The organism is Mycobacterium heidelbergense (assembly GCF_010730745.1).
In the GTDB taxonomy this organism is placed as follows: Bacteria; Actinomycetota; Actinomycetes; order Mycobacteriales; family Mycobacteriaceae; genus Mycobacterium; species Mycobacterium heidelbergense.
Genome location: NZ_AP022615.1, coordinates 2423972 through 2442300 on the forward strand (window position 1 = coordinate 2423972; position 18329 = coordinate 2442300).

The following is an 18329-nucleotide window of genomic DNA, read 5'->3' on the forward strand; positions in this document are numbered from 1 at the left end:
AGAGGACGAAAGTTTCAAATCGCGAAGTTGTAGACGTCGGAATCGAATTGGTTGTAGTCGGCGTAGCGGAGCAGTTCATACAGCCTGCTGCGGTGTTGCATCTGGTCCAGCAGTCCGGATTGCGTTCCGCTGTCGGCAATTTCACGAAGGCCGACCTCGACGGCGTACATGGCCAACCGCAGCGTGGTCACCGGGTAGATCACCATGTTGTAGCCGATGTCGGAAAGCTGCTTGGCCGCCAGCAGCTGTGACTTTCCGAACTCGGTCATGTTGGCGAGCAACGGTGTATCCACCGCGGCGCGGAATTGCTCGAATTCGGCTGGCGTGTGCAGGGCTTCGGTGAAGATCAGGTCGGCGCCCGCGTCGGCGTAGGCCTTGGCCCGGTCGATCGCCGCGGGAATTCCTTCGATGCCCGCGGCATCGGTGCGCGCGCAGATGATGAAATTCGGGTCCCGCCGGGCGGTTACGGCGGCGCGGAGGCGTTTGACCATCTCGCTCGTCGGCACCACCGCTTTCCCGTCGAGATGCCCACAGCGCTTGGGGTTTTCCTGGTCCTCCAGGTGGCAACCGGCCAGCCCGGCGTCCTCCAGCACCGTCACCGTGCGCGCGGCGTTCATCGGTTCGCCGAAGCCCGTGTCGGCGTCGATCAGGGTGGGCAGGTCGGTTGCCGAGGCGATCTGGCCACCACGGGCGCTGACTTCGGTCAACGTGGTCAATCCGATGTCGGGCAGGCCGAGATCGGCGGAGAGCGCCGCGCCGGACACGTATACCCCGTCGAAACCGACGTCGGCCACCAGCTTGGCCACCAGAGGCGAGAAGGCACCCGGAAGCCGTTGCAGCCGGCCACTTTCCAGCGCGGCCCGGAATCGGGCCCGCTTGTCGGCCGCCGGCAACGCGCCGCCGATCAGTCCACTCATCAGAAGATCCCGGGCGGAATCGTGGGCGCCTTGTCGAGCACCGAGGGATCGACGACGATGTTGAGCGCACCGAGGGCGCCGGCCTCCAGTCCCGAAAGGCCCTCGACCGCCGAGAGGAACCGCTGCTGCTCGGTGTCGTGAACCACGCCGTCGGCCAGCTCGGTGAACTTTCCGACGTACTGTTTGCGCTCAAATGGCCGGGCGCCCAGCGGGTGGGCGTCGGCGACCGCGATCTCGTCGACGATCACCTCGCCGCTCTTGAGGGTGACCTCGGCGCGGCCGCCGAATGCCTTCTCCGCCGGATCGGTGGAGTGGTAGCGCCGGGTCCACTCCGGGTCTTCGCGCGTGGAGATCTTGTGCCACAGCTCGACGGTGTCGGGCCGGTGCGCGCGCTCCGGTGCGTAGGACCGCTCGTGGTGCCAGGTGCCGTCCTGCAACGCGACCGCGAAGATGTACATCACCGAGTGGTCCAGCGTCTCCCGCGAGGCGTCCGGGTCGAACTTCTGCGGATCGTTGGAGCCCGTGCCGATCACGTGGTGGGTGTGGTGACTGGTGTGCAGCACGATCGTGGCGATCTGGTCCAGGTCGCCGATGCGCTCGCGCAGCCGACGGGCCAGGTCGATCAGCGCCTGGCTCTGGTATTCCGCCGAGTGCTCCTTGGTGTAGCTGTCCAGAATGGCGCGCTTGGGCTCGCCCGGTTCGGGTAGTGGGACGTGATAGGTGTGGTCGCGGCCCGACAGCAGCCAGGCGATCACCCCGTCCTCGCCTTCCCAGATCGGCGCGGGTGAGCCTTCTCCTCGCATGGCGCGGTCGACGGCCTCGATAGCGACCTTGCCGGCCCAGGCGGGCGCGAACGCCTTCCAGCTGGAGATCAGCCCCTTGCGGGACTGCCGGGTGGACGTGGTCAGGTGCAGCGCCTGGCCGATCGCGGAGTAAATGGTCTCCTTGTCCAGACGCAGCATGGTGCCCAGGCCCGCGGCCACCGACGGACCCAGGTGCGCGACGTGGTCGATCTTGTGCTCGTGCAGGCAGATTCCCTTGACCAGGTCGATCTGAATCTCGTAGCCGGTCGCGATGCCGCGGACCAGGTCCGCGCCGCCGATCCCAAGGTGCTGGGCGACGGCCACCAGGGCGGGGATGTTGTCGCCCGGATGGGAGTACTCCGCCGCGAGAAACGTGTCGTGGAAGTCCAATTCCCGCACCGCGACGCCGTTGGCCCAGGCCGCCCATTCCGGCGAGTAGCTGCCGCCGACGCCGAAGACCTTTGCGCCCTTGAACGAGTTGGGGTGCGCCAACGCCTGGGCTCGGGCGGCGGCTACCGGACGGCGGATGACCGAGGCGGCGGAGACGGCGGCGTTGTCGATGATGCGGTTGATCACCATCGCCTCGGTCTCCGCGGGCACGGCGACCGGGTCCGCGGCGACCTCGGCGATCTTCCAGGCCAGGTGCTCGCTACGGGGGAAGTCTTCGGCGCTGCGCCGAGTTCGAACGTCATGGATGCGCATAAGCCGCACGGTACGCAGACCGATTTGGGGAGTAAATCCCCTGTAAAAGCGTAATTTTGTGTCCTTATACGCACGATTTTGCGAATGTTGTGAAAGGCACTGGGCGTAGTGTGGGGCGGGTGGCGAAAACGTTCGCCGGCGCGCGGTTGCGGCGGTTGCGCGAGGAGCAGGGGCTAACCCAGGTGGCGCTGGCGCGCGTCCTGGGACTGTCGACCAGTTACGTCAACCAGCTCGAAAACGACCAGCGCCCGATCACCGTCCCGGTACTGCTGACCCTGACCGAGCGCTTCGACCTACCGACCCAGTACTTCGCTCCAGACTCCGACGCCCGCCTGATTTCGGACCTGCGGGAGGTCCTCGCCGAGACGTCCGCGACGGCCGGACAGGTCGAGGAACTCGTCGCCCGGATGCCGGCGGTCGGTCAGACGCTGGTCAACTTGCACCGGCGGTTACACGACGCCACCGCCGACCTCGAGGCGCTGCACAGCCGCGCCAACGTCGACGTATCGGCGGTCTCCCAGCAGCCGATGCCCTTCGAGGAGGTCCGGGACTTCTTCTACGACCGCAAAAACTACATCGGCGAGCTGGACGTCGCGGCCGAGGAACTGTTCGACCGCAACCGTCTGCGGATCGGCGGGCTCGACGGCCAGCTGGCGGAGTTCCTCGACGGCGAGCTCGGCGTCACCGTCGTCATCGACGACGGCCAGGTGTTAAATCCCAACTCCAAGCGCCTGTTTCGCGCCGACTCGAAGACGGTGTACCTCGCTCGCTGGCTGCATCCGGGCCAGCGCGCCTTTCAGCTCGCGACTCAGATCGCCCTGCTCACCCAGGCCGAGTTGATCGCCGGCATCATCGCCGGCGACGACCAACTCAGCGACGACGCGCGGGGCGTGGCCCGCATCGGCCTGGCCAACTACTTCGCCGGCGCACTGCTGTTGCCCTACCTGAGGTTTCTCGACGCCGCCGAGAGCGCCCGCTATGACATCGACCAATTGGCGCGACGATTCGAGGTGGGTTTCGAAACCATCTGCCACCGGCTGTCCACCCTGCAGCGCCCGAGCGCGCGCGGAGTCCCCTTCATCTTCGTTCGCACCGACAGCGCGGGGAACATTTCAAAGCGCCAGTCCGCCACGGCATTTCACTTTTCCCGCGTCGGCGGGAACTGTCCGCTATGGGTGGTCCACCATGCCTTTTCCCGGCCCGGCCAGTTCCTGACCCAGGTGGCGCAAATGCCCGACGAGCGCACCTATTTCTGGATCGCGAGGACCACGACGGCCGAGCCCAGCCGCTACCTCGGCCCGGATAAGAGCTTCGCCATCGGGCTCGGGTGCGATGTGGGCCACGCCGAGAAACTGATCTACTCGGTGGGCATCGACCTGACTGACATCGGGGCGATAGTACCGATCGGCGCCGGCTGCAAGATTTGCGACCGACCCTCCTGCCCGCAACGCGCGTTTCCCTACCTCGGTCGCCCGGTGCGCGTCGACCCGCACTCCAGCACCGATCTGCCGTACCCGCCGGCAATCACGCCTTAGTGGTCTGATCGGCCGATGCGCCTCTAAGGCTTGGGTTTCCTTTTCCAGTGGGGACTCTTGACCGCGTCGAGGGCCTCGGTGACGTAGCGGTCCAACGGCCAACGGTCGCCGGAGTGGCGCACCCACCGCTGAAAGCCGAAATCGGCTGCCGCAAAGGCGAGTTGGACCAGTAGGCCGGGACGCATGTCGACGTCGGGATTGGCGCCCATGCGTTCGGCGATCAGCTTCATCGTCCGTTCCTTGTCGGCGGGCGTGTGGATCGTGACCTTGTCGAGCAGGTCGGGCGCGACCAGCAGGGCCTTGCGCCACTCCTCGCAGTCGGCCCGGTCGAACGAGTGGGTCCGCGTGACGATGGCATCGATCAGCGCGACGTCGGGCGATTCGCTGGCCGGCCGGTCTTCGAGGAGGCCGACGATCGCGGCGCCGCCGTAGCGAACGGGCGCGAGAAGCAGCTCCTCCTTCGTCGGCACGTGCCGGAAGAAGGTGCGCGGTGAAACGCCTGCGGCGGCGGCGATTTCCTCCGTGGTCACCGCGTCGTATCCGCGCTCGACGAACAGCCGGAACGCCGCGCGCCGAATGTCGGCCCGGATCTGTGCGCGCTGCCGATCGCGCAGCGACTGCCCGGTCATCGGAAACAGCCGATTCCGCCGTCGACGTGAATGGTCTGCCCGGTGATGAACGTCGCGTCGCTGCCGAGCAGGAACGCCACCAGCGCGCCCACGTCCGCCCGAACATCGCCGATGCGCTTCATCGGAACGCGCCCCACCGCCTTCGCGTAATCGTTGGGCGCGAACTGCTTCCACAGTCTGACGCCGTCGAATTCGGCGAAGGGGCATATGACGTTGTCATTCGACGGGTCCCATTCGAAGCGGGACGCCGCGGTGCATCTCATAGGTGCTGCGTGCGCCGCCGGGAAGCTCCCGTCCGGGTCCTTGACGAAAAACATTCGGACTCCGCCGATCTCGAAGGGTTCTTGGTCGGCGGTGAGGACGGTCATGACGTTTCCGCAAGTTCGGGAGCCGGTCGCCCGGCGAACAGCGGCAGGTCGAGGTAGGTTTTGATGCCGGGCTCGGCGGCGCAGACGTCGGGGATGGCGTTGATGCAATGGTTGGCGGTGGCTACGACTCCCGGATTGCTTTGCAGCCCTTCGGCGATCGACGGTGGTTGAAGTCCCTTGAAGGTGAGGCTCACGGTGGGGTCGCCGGTGATCTCGACCTCGAAGCGTTCGCCGCGCCCACCGAAGTTCCATCCCGGATCCAGGTTTTCCTCGCCCATCAGCCAGTTGACCGCCGCCGTGATCACCGGCTCGCCGTCGGCGAGGGCCTGCCATCGGAACCTGCGTGCGGCCACGGTTCCCGCCGTGATCGGGAATGGCTCGTAGTCGATGTCGGAGGTCGCCACGGCGATCTCCTGGATGGTCCTGATATTGGGGTCGATGCGAAATCCCATGTGGTCGGCGACCATTCGCACGGACATCTTGAAGCCCGATTCGAGCAGGCCGGCCATCGGTCCCTGCATGGCTTCCTCGGGGGTGCCGCCGAATCCCATGATGTGGCGCACGACGTCCGGGGCGTTGTAGGTGCGGATGTCGGAGAACTCCTCGGCGCGCACGTGCGTGACCGCCGACGAAAGCGACGACAGCATGAGGGGGAATCGCTCGGTGATGCCGCCCGGGTGGATCCCGGAACCGTGCAGGGTTACCCCAGCCTCGAGTGCGGCGTCGGCGATGGCCTTGTGCCGCGGGTTCCTCGGGTCCGGGTACACCCAGCCGACCGGGGTGACGACGTTCTTGCCGGACCGCAAAATCGCGACGACCTCTTCGTCGTTGGGGATCAGGGGGCTGTACATGACGCAGTCGGCGTTCAGGGCCAGGACTTCGTCGATGCTGTTGGTGGCGGTGACACCCAGGTCCCGAGTTCCGATGATCCGACCGACGTCGACGCCGTTCTTGTCCGCGCTGTGCACCCAGCAGCCGGCCAGCTCGAGCTGCGGATGATTGAGCACGCATTCGATGGCCGCCTTGCCCACACCCCCTGTCGCCCATTGGATAACGCGAAGCTTGGACCGGCTACTCATCGATGACCTCCCGAGTGGATGGAGCGCGGCAGGGACCACGCATGGCACAGTATGACTGGTCGACAGTCACTGTCAACAACGCGCCGGCGGCGATGGTCGACCCCGCGACGTTCACGTGCTGGCGGGTTGCTTCCCGGCCGGGGTGTAATTGGTGGATGGACCTGATGCTGCCCACCGACGCGATCTTTCTACTGGGGGAATCGCGCGAGCATCCCCTGCACGTGGGCGGGTTGCAGTTGTACGAGCCACCGCCCGGCGCCGGCCCCGGCTTCGTCCGGGAATTCTACGACGGGCTGGTGGCCCAGCAGGATTTCCAGCCGATCTTCCGCAAGCGTCCGGCGACGTTCCTGGGCGGAATCGCGAATCTGGCCTGGACCTATGACAAGAACGTCGACATCGACTACCACGTCCGGCGCTCGGCTCTGCCCTCGCCGGGGCGGGTCCGCGATCTGCTCGAGCTGACCTCCCTGCTGCACAGCAGCCTGCTCGATCGTCACCGCCCGCTGTGGGAGGCGCACGTGATCGAGGGGCTGAAGGATGGCCGCTTCGCGGTGTACACGAAATTCCACCACGCCTTGATCGACGGCGTTTCGGCGCTCAAGCTGATGCAGCGGGCCTTGTCGAACGATCCGGACGACAAGGAGATTCGGGCGATCTGGACCCTGCCCAAACGCAAGCGCAAGCCCAGCCCCACCTCCCGCTTGGGCTCGCTGCTGAAGACGGCGGGATCGGTTGCCGCGCTTGGTCCGTCGACGGTGTCGCTGGCCCGTGCGGCGCTGCTCGAGCAGCAGCTGACTCTGCCTTTCGGGGCCCCGCGCACCATGTTGAACGTCAAGATCGGGGGCGCCCGCCGGTGCGCCGCGCAGTCATGGTCGGTGGACCGCATCAAGAGCGTCAAGCGGGCCGCGGGGGTCACCCTCAACGATGTCGTCCTGGCGATGTGCTCGGGTGCGCTGCGCTACTACCTGCTCGAGCAGAACGCGCTGCCGGACGCACCGCTCGTCGCGATGGTCCCGGTGAGTCTGCGCAAGGAGGACGAGGACGACGCCGGCGGCAACCTCGTGGGAGCCATCCTGTGCAACCTTGCCACCGACACCGACGATCCCGAGAAGCGACTGCAAACCATCAGCGAGTCAATGCGCAACAACAAGAAGGTGTTTTCCGAATTGCCGCGGATCCAGGCGCTGGCGCTCTCGGCGGTGAACATGGCGTCGCTCAGCCTCGCGGCGGTTCCGGGCTGGGTGGCGTCCACCTCGCCGCCCTTCAATCTCGTCATATCGAACGTGCCCGGACCCCACGAGCAAATGTATTGCGGGGGAGCGCGACTCGACGGCAACTACCCCCTGTCCAGCGTGCTGGACGGGCAAGCGCTGAACATCACCCTGGTCAGCAATGCCGGCAACCTCGACTTCGGTCTGGTCGGATGCCGTCGCAGCGTTCCGCACCTGCAGCGCCTGCTCGCGCACCTGGAATCGTCGCTCAAGGACCTGGAACGCGCCCTCGGAGCCTGAAAAGCCTTGGAAGACTGATGCCCAAACTCAGCGCGGGTGTGCTGTTGCACCGGACCCGCGACGGCGTCGTGGAGGTCCTGATCGCGCATCCGGGCGGCCCGTTCTGGGCGCGCAAAGACGACGGGGCCTGGTCGATTCCCAAGGGCGAATACGACGACGGCGAGGACCCCTGGACCGTCGCGCGGCGCGAGTTTTCCGAGGAGCTGGGGCTGCCGGTGCCGGCCGGGCCGCGCATCGAGTTGGGCGCGCTGAAACAACCCAGCGGCAAGGTAATCACGGCCTTCGCCGTCCGCGGCGACCTCGACGTCACCGACGCGCACAGCAACACCTTCGACATGGAGTGGCCGAAGGGATCGGGCACGATGCGGGAATTCCCCGAGGTCGACCGCGTGGGCTGGTTCGCGGTGGCGCAGGCGCGCGCGAAGCTGCTCAAGGGGCAGCGTGGTTTTCTTGATCGATTGTTGGCGCACCCCGAGTTGGCGGGGTTGAGCGAAGGGACTTGAAAATGCAGACAGTGCGCACCCCTGACGATCGGTTCGACGACGTTCCCGACTTTCCTTATGCGCCAAGGTATTGCGAGATACCCGACGGCGAGGGCGGTGCGCTGCGGGTCGCGTGGGTCCAGGACGGCCCGGAAGGCGCCGATCCGGTGCTCATGCTGCACGGCGAGCCATCGTGGTCGTACCTGTACCGCAAGATGATTCCGATACTGGTCGCCGCGGGGCATCGAGTCGTGTGCCCCGACCTGGTCGGGTTCGGCCGCTCGGACAAGCCGACCCGCCGCGAGGACCACAGCTATGCGCGCCACGTCGAGTGGATGCGGGCCCTGGCCTTCGACGTCCTCGACCTGCGCAACGTGACGCTGGTCGGCCAGGACTGGGGCGGGCTGATCGGATTGCGGCTGGCCGCGGAGCATCCCGAACGGTTTGCCCGCCTGGTCGTCGCCAACACCGGCCTGCCCAACGGGGAGCAGCCCATGGCCGAGGTCTGGTGGCGCTTCCGCGAGGCCATCACCACGGCGCCGAAGCTCGACATCGGCTGGTTCGTGCAGGGCGGGTGCCGCCAGCAACTCAGCGACGAGGTGCGCGCGGGCTATGACGCCCCGTTCCCCGCCGATGAATACTGCGCCGGGCCGCGCGCCATGCCCGGCCTCGTGCCGACCACACCCGACGATCCCGCGGCGGCGGCCAACAAGGCGGCGTGGGCGAAGCTCTCGGTGAGCCCGACGCCCATGCTGGTCGCCTTCAGCGACAGCGACCCCATCACCGGGCCGATGGCCGCGATCTTCGCGCGCGAGATGCGTGGCGCGCAGGGCATCGACCACCCGACGATCCGCGGCGCCGGGCACTTCCTGCAGGAGGACGCCGGCGAAGAACTGGCCAACCGCATCGTGGAGTTTCTGCGCCGCTGAGCCGGTCGGCGGTGCGGGCAGAATGTGGGGATGACGACCGCACCCGCGCAAGCCGAATCGCAAGGCCTGCTGCTGCAGCTGCTGGACCCGGCCAACCGCGCCGACCCGTACCGGCTCTGCGCTCAGTTCCGTGACCTCGGAGCCCTGCAACTGCCCGAGGCCAACCTGGCTGTCTTCGCGACGTACCGCGACTGCGACGACGTCCTGCGGCACCCGTCGTCGAGCAGCGACAACAGCAACTCGACGGTCGCCAAGCGGCAGATCGAGGCCGGCTTGGTGCAGCCCCGGCAGGCCCCGCCGGGATTTTTGTTTCTCGATCCGCCCGACCACACGCGGCTGCGCAAGCTGGTCGGCAAGGCGTTTGCGCCGAAAGTGGTGACCGCACTGCAACCCGAAATCGGCGCGCTGGTGGACGGATTGCTTGGTCGGATCGCCGACAAGGGCCGGTTCGATGTCGTCGAGGACTTCGCCTATCCGCTGCCCGTGGCGGTGATCTGCCGGCTGCTCGGTGTGCCGCTCGACGACGAGCCGCAATTCAGCCACGCGTCGGCGGTGTTGGCGCAGGCGCTGGACCCGTTTTCGACGATCACCGGCGTGCCACCCGACGTCATGGATGAGCGGATGCAGGCCGGCACGTGGCTGCGCGACTACTTCCACGATCTCATCGGCCGGCGTCGATCACGGCCCGGCGACGACCTGCTGTCGGCCCTGATCGCGGTGGACGAGTCCGGCGATCAGCTGACCGAGGAGGAAATCGTCTCCACCTGCAACCTGCTGCTGATCGCCGGACACGAGACCACGGTCAACCTCATCGGGAACGCCGTCTTGGCCATGCTGCGCGACCCCGTTCAGTGGACGGCCCTGGGCGCGGACGCCGGGCGAGCGCCGGCCGTCGTGGAAGAGACCCTGCGTTATGACCCGCCCGTGCAACTCGTGGGGCGAATTGCGGCGGCCGACATGACGATTGGGGGCGTCGACGTGCCGGCCGGTGACGTGATGATGCTGCTGTTGGCCGCGGCGCAGCGTGATCCGGCCGAATTCGACCGGCCCGACACCTTCGACCCGGATCGGGGGACGGTGCGGCACTTGGCGTTTGGCCGCGGGGTGCACTACTGCCTGGGCGCGCCCCTGGCGCGGCTGGAAGCCGGCGCGGCGCTGTCGGCGCTCACGGCGCGCTTCCCGGACGCGCGACTGGCCGGCGAGCCGCAATACAAGGCCAACGTCACGCTGCGCGGCCTATCGGAGCTGTCTGTCGCGATCTGACCTTTGGCGCGGCTCCTCCGGCGAGTGTGCGTGTTTGTACGGCGACACGCCGGTCGCGGCGTACAAATGCGCACCTTCGCGGGTTGTGTCAGCCGCGGTTGTCGCCCAGGCCGGGCACGATGTCGCCCAGGCTGAAGGTCACCGGCTGTTCGAGTTGCGCGTAGGTGCACGAGCGCGGGTCACGGTCGGGGCGCCACCGGCTGAACTGGGCGGTGTGGCGGAACCGCGCACCTTCCATGTGGTCGTAGCGGACCTCGACCACCCGCTCGGGTCGCAGCGGGACGAAGGACAGATCCTTGCCGACGTTCCAGCGGGAGAACTCGTTCTTGCGCGGCGTTCGTTCGCCGGCCTCGTGGGCGGCCCAGTTCCACGGATGGTCCTCGAAACTGGTGACCAGCGGCTGCAGCTCGGCGAACAGCCGCCGCCGCTCGGCCATGGGGAAAGCGCCGATCACGCCGACGGAGGCGAGCTGGCCCGCGGAAGGGCCCGAGTCCTGGTAGAGCCCCAGCAGCAGCGAGCCGATCGCCTCGTCCCCGGACTTATGTATCCGATAGCTGGCGACCACGCAGTCCGCGGTCCGCTCGTGCTTGATCTTGAACATGACGCGCTTGTCCGGCTGATAGGTGATGGTCAGCGGCTTGGCGACCACGCCGTCGAGGCCGGCTCCCTCGAACTCCGCGAACCAGCGCTGCGCGGTCCCGAGGTCGGTCGTTGCCGGCGTGACGTGGACCGACGGCCCGGAGGTCCCCAGGGCGCCGACCAGGGCGGCGCGCCGCTCGTTGAAGGGCCGGCCGGTGTAGTCGTCGCCGCCGAGGGCCAGCAGATCGAACGCGATGAACGAAGCCGGTGTCTTCTCCGCGAGCATCCGCACCCGCGAATCGGCCGGATGAATCCGCTGTTGCAGCGCCTCGAAGTCCAGGCCGTGGTCGGTGGCGACGACGATTTCACCGTCGATCACGCAGCGTTGCGGCAGCTCGGCCTGCACCGCCGCGACCAGCTCGGGGAAGTAGCGGGTCATCGGGCGCTCGTTGCGGCTGCCCAGCTCGACTTCACCGCGGTCGCGGAAGCAAATGGACCTGAATCCGTCCCACTTGGGCTCATAGGACGCGTCCGGCGGGATCGTCTTGACTGACTTGGCCAGCATCGGCGAGACCGGCGGCATGACGGGTAAGTCCATGGGTTCATTCTGGCGCCCGGCATGTTGGAATCCTGATATGGCTGCTGCAGCGGAAGAAATCGACGTCGACGGCATCGCGGTGCGGCTGACCAACCCGGACAAGGTGTACTTCCCCGCGCTGGGGTCGAACGGGACCAAGCGACGGCTCGTCGAGTATTACCGGGCCGTGGCCGGCGGCCCGATGCTGACCGCGCTGCGCGACCGGCCCACCCATCTGCAGCGCTTCCCGGACGGCATCGACGGCGAGGAGATCTACCAGAAGCGGATACCGCAGCACCATCCCGACTATCTGCAGACCTGCCGGGTGACGTTCCCGTCGGGACGCACCGCCGACGCGCTGAAGGTGACCCATCCCGCGGCGATCGTGTGGGCGGCGCAGATGGGCACGGTCACGCTGCACCCGTGGCAGGTGCGCTGCCCGGACACCGAGCACCCCGACGAATTGCGCATCGACCTGGATCCGCAGCCCGGCACCGGCTTCGAGCAAGCGCGGGCGGTTGCCGTCGGTGTGTTGCGGCCGCTGCTCGACGAACTCGGCCTGGCCGGGTACCCCAAGACATCCGGGGGCCGCGGGGTCCACGTGTTTCTGCGGATCGCCACCGACTGGGACTTCGTCGAGGTGCGCCGGGCCGGCATCGCGCTGGCCCGCGAAGTGGAGCGCCGCGCCCCGGACGCGGTGACCACCTCGTGGTGGAAGGAAGAACGGGGCGAGCGCATCTTCATCGACTTCAACCAGAACGCCCGCGACCGCACCATGGCGTCGCCGTACTCGGTGCGGCGCACCCCGATCGCGACCGTGTCGACGCCGCTGACGTGGGACGAGCTGGCCGGCGCCGATCCCGACGACTACACCATGGCGACGGTGCCCGACCTCGTGCAGCGCCGGGAGGACCCGTGGGCCGGCATGGATGCCGTGGCCCAGTCGATTGCTCCGTTGCTGCAGATGTCCCGGGCCGACGAAGAGCGCGGGCTTGGCGACATGCCGTACCCGCCGAACTACCCGAAGATGCCGGGCGAGCCGAAGCGGGTGCAGCCAAGCCGGGATACGGATCGGACCAGTAAGAACAAGCCGAAATGACGCCGTGCGCCCACGCTCATCCAGTGCTCGCGACGCGCCTTCGGCTGGTCCTTATCCGTGCGGCTATGCGATGGTCGTCAAGCCGTCTCGCGGTTGACGAACTCGTCGAGGACCTGCCGCGACAGCTTCGACACGCTCATCTTGCGCGCCTTGGCGATCGCCTCGAGCTTTGTCCGGGTGATCTCCGAGACGCGCACTTGGACTACCGGCGAGTGCTTCTGGCCGCCGGACAGTGACTTGCCGCCGGGGATCAGGCCGGCGGTGCGGGCTGTGCGGGTTTGTTCGGCCTCCCGGGCGGCGATGTCGCCCAGCTCCGCGGCGCGGGCCTCGGTGAGCCGTTCGCCCTTGTGGTAGATCTCGCGTTCGTCGAGATCGGCATCTTCGATGGTGGCGTCGGGTCCGATCACGTAGTCGGCTGGGTTCTTCTTCATCGTGTCCATTCCATGGGTTGTGCGTGGATGATGACGAGCACGGCCGAGCCTTCGACGGCTTCAATGACGGCGATTTCGGTGAGGCGGCCGGTAGCGTCGCGGCCGGTGTAGAGCATGCTGCCGCTGGGCTGGATCTCCGGGATGCCCGAGTTACGCATGGCGGCGATGGCGTTGCGTTTGTTGACGCCATGCTTGCGCCGAGCCGAGGCGGTGAGGATGATCGTCTGCTGCGGCACACAAACGAGCATAGATGACATGCCCGCTAAGCCAAGCCAGCATGCAATACATACCCGTATGCTACGTAGGCGGTGCACGGCAGTCAAAGGGCGGCCGGCGGATTTTTTCCTTAAATCCCGAGCCGCTGGTCACCGGCCAGCCGTGCGGCATGTTGCCGATACATGCGGGCGCACAACTCGGCGCGCCCAAATCATTTTCCGAGTGAGGCGGCTACGACAGCGCCGCTTGCGGCGCAAACGCGGGTTGCCTCGCGGGCGTGCGTCCCTCGCCGTCGCGAGGCTGCGATAGCCGGTCGGCGAGGAGCGCCACCAGCGCGCCGGTCAGTCCGCCCACCGTCGCCGGAACCGATGAGCCCGACAGCACCACATAGCCGAATGCGGCACCCACGGATAGCAAACCGAGCCGGATGGGACTCCAGCCGACCGTGGCGGGCAGCCGGAAGGACAGACCGATGCCGAGCAGCAGCGCCATAACGTGCCCGACGGCGGTGAAGTCCGCCCCCACGGCCGCCGTCGCCGCGATGCCAAGCCACCAACCGACCCACGCGAGCCGCCAGCGCGGTGGTATCGATGCCGTCAGCGCGCCCAGTACACACACCGCGCCGTAACTGACCCCGACGTCGCTCGCCCGTGCGACGGAGAACGGCAGCCATCCCGCCTTGAGCGCGGCGACCAGCCCCACCGCGACGATCAACGTGGCACCGATGTGGCCGACCGTGAACGCGATGATCAAACCCCTACCGCGCCAAAGCAGTTCGCCCAAAGCCAGCAGGCACGCCAGCCCCGGCAGCCAAACACAGACATCGCCGCCGTCGTCGACGAACGCGCTGCCGACCAACGTGCTCAGGCGGCCGTGCGCCAGATTGTGCAGGTTGGTGCTCATGCGACTCACCACGACCTCGCGTGCGTGCGGACCAAGCGCGGTGAGCATGAGTGAGACGGCGGCCAGGACGACGGCGTATGCCGCAGTGACGCGCACCGACGCCGCGGCGGACAACGTTCGCGCGGCGACGGCTGCCCAACGTCCGGTCTCGTCGCGGGTAGTCTTCGCGAACGGCGTCATGCAACCACGATGCTGGGGCGATCCGGGATCGGCCACCTTCTTAACGAAGCTTTCACACGCGTGTGATTAATCTTCACGGTTTTGCGCGCGGCGGCCTCTGAAGTCCGCGTTTCTGGCGCGCAATCTCCGCGTTTTCGCTGATGTTTCGCCGTCCGTGGCCGTTGCATGCTGGTTAACATGAGCGAGATTGATCCACGCGTGGACCTGCCGTTGGTGGACTGGAGCGATCTTGGCGTGAGCGGGCTTTTGCCGACGGGCACGGTGACGCTGCTGTTGGCCGATGTCGAAAACTCCACCGGGTTGTGGGAGAGCCAGCCCGAGCAGATGACGACGGCGTTCGCGCGGCTGGATCAGGCGCTGTCGGATCTGCTGGCCGCGTATGGCGGGGTGCGCCCGGTGGAGCAGGGTGAGGGCGACAGCTTTGTGGTGGCCTTCGCCCGTGCCAGCGACGCGGTGGCGTGTGCGCTGGAGTTGCAGCGCGCCCCGCGTTGGCGCCGATCAGCTTGCGGATCGGCGTGCACACCGGCGAGGTGCGGTTGCGCGATGAAGCCAATTACATCGGCCCGACCATCAACAAAACGGCGCGTTTGCGCGACCTGGCCCATGGCGGCCAGACGGTGCTCTCGGGCACGACCGAGGCATTGGTTGCCGACACGCCGCTCCCCGACACCTGGCTGACCGATCTGGGCACCCACGAGCTGCGCGGTGTTCCCCGTCCTGAGCGGGTCGTGCAACTGTGCCATCCCGATCTGCGCAACGACTTCCCGCCCTTGCGCACGGTCAAAAGCGTTGCTGTGCACCATTTCCCGGTGCAATTCACCAGCTTTGTCGGCCGCGGTCCACAGCTGGCCGAGGTGCGCAAGCTGTTGGCGGAGGGCCGGTTAGTCACCTTGACCGGGGCCGGCGGGGTGGGGAAAACGCGGCTGGCAGTACACGTTGCGAGCCAGTTAGCGAGCGAATATGCCGATGGTGTCTGGTATGTGGACCTGGCACCGATTACCGACCCTGATGTGGTGCCGGTGGTGATGGCCCGGGTGCTGGGCCTGCCCGACCAACCCGGCCGCTCCACCATGGACACATTGCTGCGGTTCGTTCGCGACCGTCAACTGCTGGTGGTGCTCGACAACTGCGAGCATCTGCTGGATGCGTGCGCGGCGCTGGCCGTCGCTCTGCTGGGTGGGGCGCCGGGGCTGAGCGTGTTGGCCACAAGTCGTGAGCCGATCGGTGTCGGTGGCGAGGCGATGTGGCGGGTGCCGTCGCTTTCGGTTTCCGATGAAGCGATCGAGTTGTTCGCCGATCGGGCTCGCCATGCCCGGCCCGATTTCGCCGTCACCGACGACAACACCGCTGTGGTCGCCGAGATCTGCCGGCGCCTCGACGGCATACCGCTGGCCATCGAGCTGGCCGCGGCGCGGGTGCGGGCGTTGTCGCTGGCCGAGATCCTCGACAGCCTGCATGACCGGTTCCGGTTGTTGACCGGGGGCGCGCGCGCCGCGGTGCGCCGCCAGCAGACCCTGCGCGCCTCAGTGGATTGGTCGCATGCGCTACTGACCGAACCCGAGCGGGTGCTGTTTCGTCGGTTGTCGGTGTTTCTGGGTGGATTCGACCTCGACGCTGCGCAGGCGGTCGCCGGCGCCGATGGGCTGCAGCGTTACCAAGTCCTCGATCAGCTCACTCTGCTGGTCGACAAATCGTTAGTCGTCGCCGAAAATGCCTGGGGCCGAACGCGATACCGGTTGCTGGAAACGTTGCGCCAGTACGTGCTGGAAAAACTCGGCGAGTCCGGCGAGGCGGACGCCATGCGTACACGTCACCGTGATTACTACACGGCGATGGCGGCCCTACTCGACGTCCCGGCGGGCAGTGATTATGAGCGACGCGTCGAGCAGGCCGAAATCGAGATCGACAACCTGCGCGCCGCGTTCGCGTGGAGCCGGGAGAACTCCGACGCCGAGTTTGAGTTGGAGCTGGCGTGTTCGCTGAACCCGCTGTGGCAAGCGCGAGGACGCATCCGGGAGGGATTGGCCTGGCTGGACGCCGCCCTCACAGATCTCGACTTGCGCGACGCCCGCGACACTGGAGTGGCGGCCGCGGTGCGCGCGCGGGCACTCGCCGACAGGGCCCTGCTCGCCGTCTTCATGGGTGCCGCGGACAGTTTCGACCAGGCTCGGCAAGCCCTGGCGATCGCGCGCGAGGTCGACGATCCGGCCCTACTGCTCCGGGCGCTGACCGCCTGCGGCCCTATCGCCGTCATCAGCGCCGAGCCGGCGGGGCCGTACTTCACCGAGGCGATCGGCCTGGCCCGGGCATTAGGCGATCCGTGGAGGTTGAGCCAAATCCTCGCCTGGCAGGCGCGCACGGCAACCACGGCGGGCGACCTGATCGCGGTCCGCGCAGCCGGTGAGGAAGGACGCGATCTCGCCGAGGCGATCGGCGACCGGTTCGCCTCGCGCCAGTGCCGCTGGTGCCTCGTCGTGGCACAGCACTTCCAGGGCGATCTGGCAGACGCCACCGCACAATTCGGCGCCGTGGCCGCCGAGGCCGAGGCAGCTCACGACGTGACCTATCAGGCGTATGGCTTGGCGGGACAGGGCATGGTGCTGGCCGCGCAGGGTGAGGTGTACGCGGCCCGGGCTGCCGCCGATGCGGCCGTTGAGGCTGCCGCCGAGCTGGGCGGGCTTGCCGCGGGCCTCGCCTACATGGCGTCGGCTTCCGCAGCCCTGGCCGCCGGCGATGCTGCGACGGCCCACGACGCGAGCGAGAAGGCCTGGCAGCACTGGCGTCTCCTGCCCGCGCAGGCTGCATGGCAGCGCGTGTTCCGTGCGCAGGCCGCGCTGGCGGGCGGGGATCTAGACGCGGCCCGCCGTGGCGCCGACGAGGCCGTCGCGACAACGACCGGCTGGTGGCTCATGGGCGCGCTGACCACGCGGGCCCGGGTGGCGATCGCGCGGGGGGAGCCGGCGCAGGCCGAACGCGACGCCCACGACGCGCTCGCACGCGCCGCTGACATGCAGGCCCGCACAGGCGTTGCCGACATTCTCGAGTGCCTCGCCGCCCTGGCCGGAGACGCCGGTAGTCACTGCGAAGCCGCTCGGCTGTTCGGAGCGGCACACGCCATCCGGCAACGTATCGGCGAGGTCCGCTTCAAAATCTATGACGCCGGCTACGAAGCGTCACTGGCTGCCCTGCGAGAAGCCTTGGGCGAGAAGGACTTCGAAACTGCGTGGGCCGAGGGCGCGGCCCTGTCCGCCGAGGAGGCGATCGCCTACGCGCAACGCGGTCGCGGCGAACGCAAACGACCCAGCAGCGGCTGGGCCTCACTCACGCCGGCCGAGCGCGACGTCGTGCGACTGGTGAGCGAAGGGCTCGCGAACAACGACATCGCCGCACGGCTTTTCGTCTCACCGCGCACCGTGCAAACCCATCTCACGCATGTCTACGCCAAGCTGGGTCTGACTTCCCGGGTGCAGCTGGCCCAGGAGGCGGCCCGTCGCGCATGAACGTGGAATCCTATGCGGCGCCAGGTAAATCGAAGATCAGCAGCGTGCTGCTGGCGGTGGCGACGAGCGCCCCCGATGCGTCGGTGACCGTCGCTTCGGTGAATCCGATCCGCGAACCCGCTTTGACGACCGTGCCCACCGCGGTCAGTGGGCCGCTGGCCGCGGTGACCGCCTTCAGGTAGTTGACCTTGATTTCGACCGACGTGTACCCGACCCCTTCGGGCAGCGTGGTGTGCAACGCACAGCCGGTCACGGTGTCCAACAGGGTGCACAGCATGCCGCCATGAACCATCCCCAGCGGGTTGTACATGGACCCGTCGGGCATGCAGCCGAAGGCGATTCGCCCGTTCTCGACGTCGAGAATGCTCATTCGCATCAGCTCGCCGATGGGCGGCGGCGGCAAGTGTCCGTCGGCGACCGCCTTCCAGTACGCGAGGCCGGACATCGACGCGGCGGTGGCCTTCGTGGTGTGCGGGTCGCGCCAGGTCACCAGCCGTGATTCCGCTTCACCCCAACCCGCCGTGTGTGCGACCCGAGTGTCACCGGCGGGAGCGCCCGGAGAAGCCGTCATGAGTCGACCTTTCGGGAAACTGGTCGGTTTACTTTACTGACCTAACATAGCGCCG

General features: G+C 67.5%; 15 protein-coding genes and 3 pseudogenes. 7 read left to right on the forward strand and 11 right to left on the reverse strand.

Going from position 1 to position 18329, the window contains the following annotated elements:
- Positions 1-14: 14 nt before the first annotated feature.
- The gene (prpB, locus tag G6N25_RS11305; protein WP_083074930.1) at positions 15-917 is read right to left on the reverse strand and encodes a methylisocitrate lyase; all 903 of its coding nucleotides are present in this window, start codon (positions 915-917) and stop codon (positions 15-17) included.
- A complete protein-coding gene (prpD, locus tag G6N25_RS11310; RefSeq protein WP_083074929.1) occupies positions 917-2422 on the reverse strand; it encodes a 2-methylcitrate dehydratase PrpD in 1506 nt (501 codons plus the stop codon). Before prpD ends, prpB begins: the two co-directional genes overlap by 1 nt.
- Before the next feature lie 110 nt (positions 2423-2532).
- Between prpD and G6N25_RS11315 the strand changes: the two genes are divergently transcribed.
- Positions 2533-3957, forward strand: a complete 1425-nt coding sequence (locus G6N25_RS11315; protein WP_083074927.1) for a short-chain fatty acyl-CoA regulator family protein — start codon at positions 2533-2535, stop codon at positions 3955-3957.
- A 23-nt stretch (positions 3958-3980) separates the two neighbouring features.
- On the opposite strand, the gene G6N25_RS11320 is transcribed toward G6N25_RS11315, so the two are convergent.
- The 4 genes and pseudogenes from G6N25_RS11320 to G6N25_RS11330 all read right to left on the reverse strand — a co-directional run bounded on the left by G6N25_RS11320 (position 3981) and on the right by G6N25_RS11330 (position 6033).
- A complete protein-coding gene (locus G6N25_RS11320) occupies positions 3981-4586 on the reverse strand; it encodes a TetR/AcrR family transcriptional regulator (RefSeq protein ID WP_083074926.1) in 606 nt (201 codons plus the stop codon).
- A pseudogene (locus tag G6N25_RS11325) lies at positions 4583-4804 on the reverse strand (SDR family oxidoreductase); the annotation flags it as partial. The gene G6N25_RS11320 and the pseudogene G6N25_RS11325, both read right to left, overlap by 4 nt.
- Positions 4803-4936: pseudogene (locus G6N25_RS23845) on the reverse strand (VOC family protein); the annotation flags it as partial. The pseudogenes G6N25_RS11325 and G6N25_RS23845, both read right to left, overlap by 2 nt.
- Positions 4937-4950: 14 nt before the next feature.
- On the reverse strand, positions 4951-6033 hold the full coding sequence (locus tag G6N25_RS11330) for an NAD(P)H-dependent amine dehydrogenase family protein (RefSeq protein ID WP_083074924.1): 1083 nt from the start codon (positions 6031-6033) through the stop codon (positions 4951-4953).
- A 155-nt stretch (positions 6034-6188) separates the two neighbouring features.
- Between G6N25_RS11330 and G6N25_RS11335 the strand changes: the two genes are divergently transcribed.
- From G6N25_RS11335 to G6N25_RS11350, 4 genes are read left to right on the forward strand one after another with little or no spacing between them, the layout of a single operon-like run.
- Positions 6189-7544: a WS/DGAT/MGAT family O-acyltransferase gene (locus G6N25_RS11335; RefSeq protein WP_083074922.1), complete on the forward strand. Its 1356-nt coding sequence runs from the start codon at positions 6189-6191 to the stop codon at positions 7542-7544.
- Between the two features lie 17 nt (positions 7545-7561).
- The gene (locus tag G6N25_RS11340; RefSeq protein ID WP_083074921.1) at positions 7562-8047 is read left to right on the forward strand and encodes an NUDIX domain-containing protein; all 486 of its coding nucleotides are present in this window, start codon (positions 7562-7564) and stop codon (positions 8045-8047) included.
- A 2-nt stretch (positions 8048-8049) separates the two neighbouring features.
- Positions 8050-8955: a haloalkane dehalogenase gene (locus tag G6N25_RS11345; RefSeq protein ID WP_083074919.1), complete on the forward strand. Its 906-nt coding sequence runs from the start codon at positions 8050-8052 to the stop codon at positions 8953-8955.
- A gap of 30 nt (positions 8956-8985) precedes the next feature.
- A complete protein-coding gene (locus G6N25_RS11350; RefSeq protein WP_083074918.1) occupies positions 8986-10218 on the forward strand; it encodes a cytochrome P450 in 1233 nt (410 codons plus the stop codon).
- A gap of 88 nt (positions 10219-10306) precedes the next feature.
- On the opposite strand, the gene G6N25_RS11355 is transcribed toward G6N25_RS11350, so the two are convergent.
- Positions 10307-11395: an ATP-dependent DNA ligase gene (locus G6N25_RS11355; RefSeq protein ID WP_083074917.1), complete on the reverse strand. Its 1089-nt coding sequence runs from the start codon at positions 11393-11395 to the stop codon at positions 10307-10309.
- 37 nt (positions 11396-11432) lie between these two features.
- Between G6N25_RS11355 and ligD the strand changes: the two genes are divergently transcribed.
- Positions 11433-12473, forward strand: a complete 1041-nt coding sequence (gene ligD, locus G6N25_RS11360) for a non-homologous end-joining DNA ligase (protein WP_083074915.1) — start codon at positions 11433-11435, stop codon at positions 12471-12473.
- A 77-nt stretch (positions 12474-12550) separates the two neighbouring features.
- Here ligD and G6N25_RS11365 read toward each other — a convergent pair whose 3' ends face one another.
- The 3 genes from G6N25_RS11365 to G6N25_RS11375 all read right to left on the reverse strand — a co-directional run bounded on the left by G6N25_RS11365 (position 12551) and on the right by G6N25_RS11375 (position 14203).
- Positions 12551-12913 carry a DNA-binding protein gene (locus G6N25_RS11365; protein WP_083074914.1) on the reverse strand — a complete coding sequence of 121 codons (363 nt, stop codon included), beginning with the start codon at positions 12911-12913 and terminating at the stop codon, positions 12551-12553.
- On the reverse strand, positions 12901-13140 hold the full coding sequence (locus G6N25_RS11370; protein ID WP_232065771.1) for a hypothetical protein: 240 nt from the start codon (positions 13138-13140) through the stop codon (positions 12901-12903). The genes G6N25_RS11365 and G6N25_RS11370 overlap by 13 nt, the downstream gene beginning before the upstream one ends.
- A gap of 211 nt (positions 13141-13351) precedes the next feature.
- Positions 13352-14203, reverse strand: a complete 852-nt coding sequence (locus G6N25_RS11375) for a rhomboid-like protein (protein WP_179961664.1) — start codon at positions 14201-14203, stop codon at positions 13352-13354.
- A gap of 234 nt (positions 14204-14437) precedes the next feature.
- Here G6N25_RS11375 and G6N25_RS11380 point away from each other — a divergent pair.
- Positions 14438-17703 (forward strand): annotated as a pseudogene (locus G6N25_RS11380) (helix-turn-helix transcriptional regulator).
- Positions 17704-17713: 10 nt separating this feature from the next.
- Here the strand turns inward: G6N25_RS11380 and G6N25_RS11385 are convergent.
- Positions 17714-18274: a PaaI family thioesterase gene (locus G6N25_RS11385; protein WP_083074910.1), complete on the reverse strand. Its 561-nt coding sequence runs from the start codon at positions 18272-18274 to the stop codon at positions 17714-17716.
- Positions 18275-18329 lie beyond the last annotated feature (55 nt).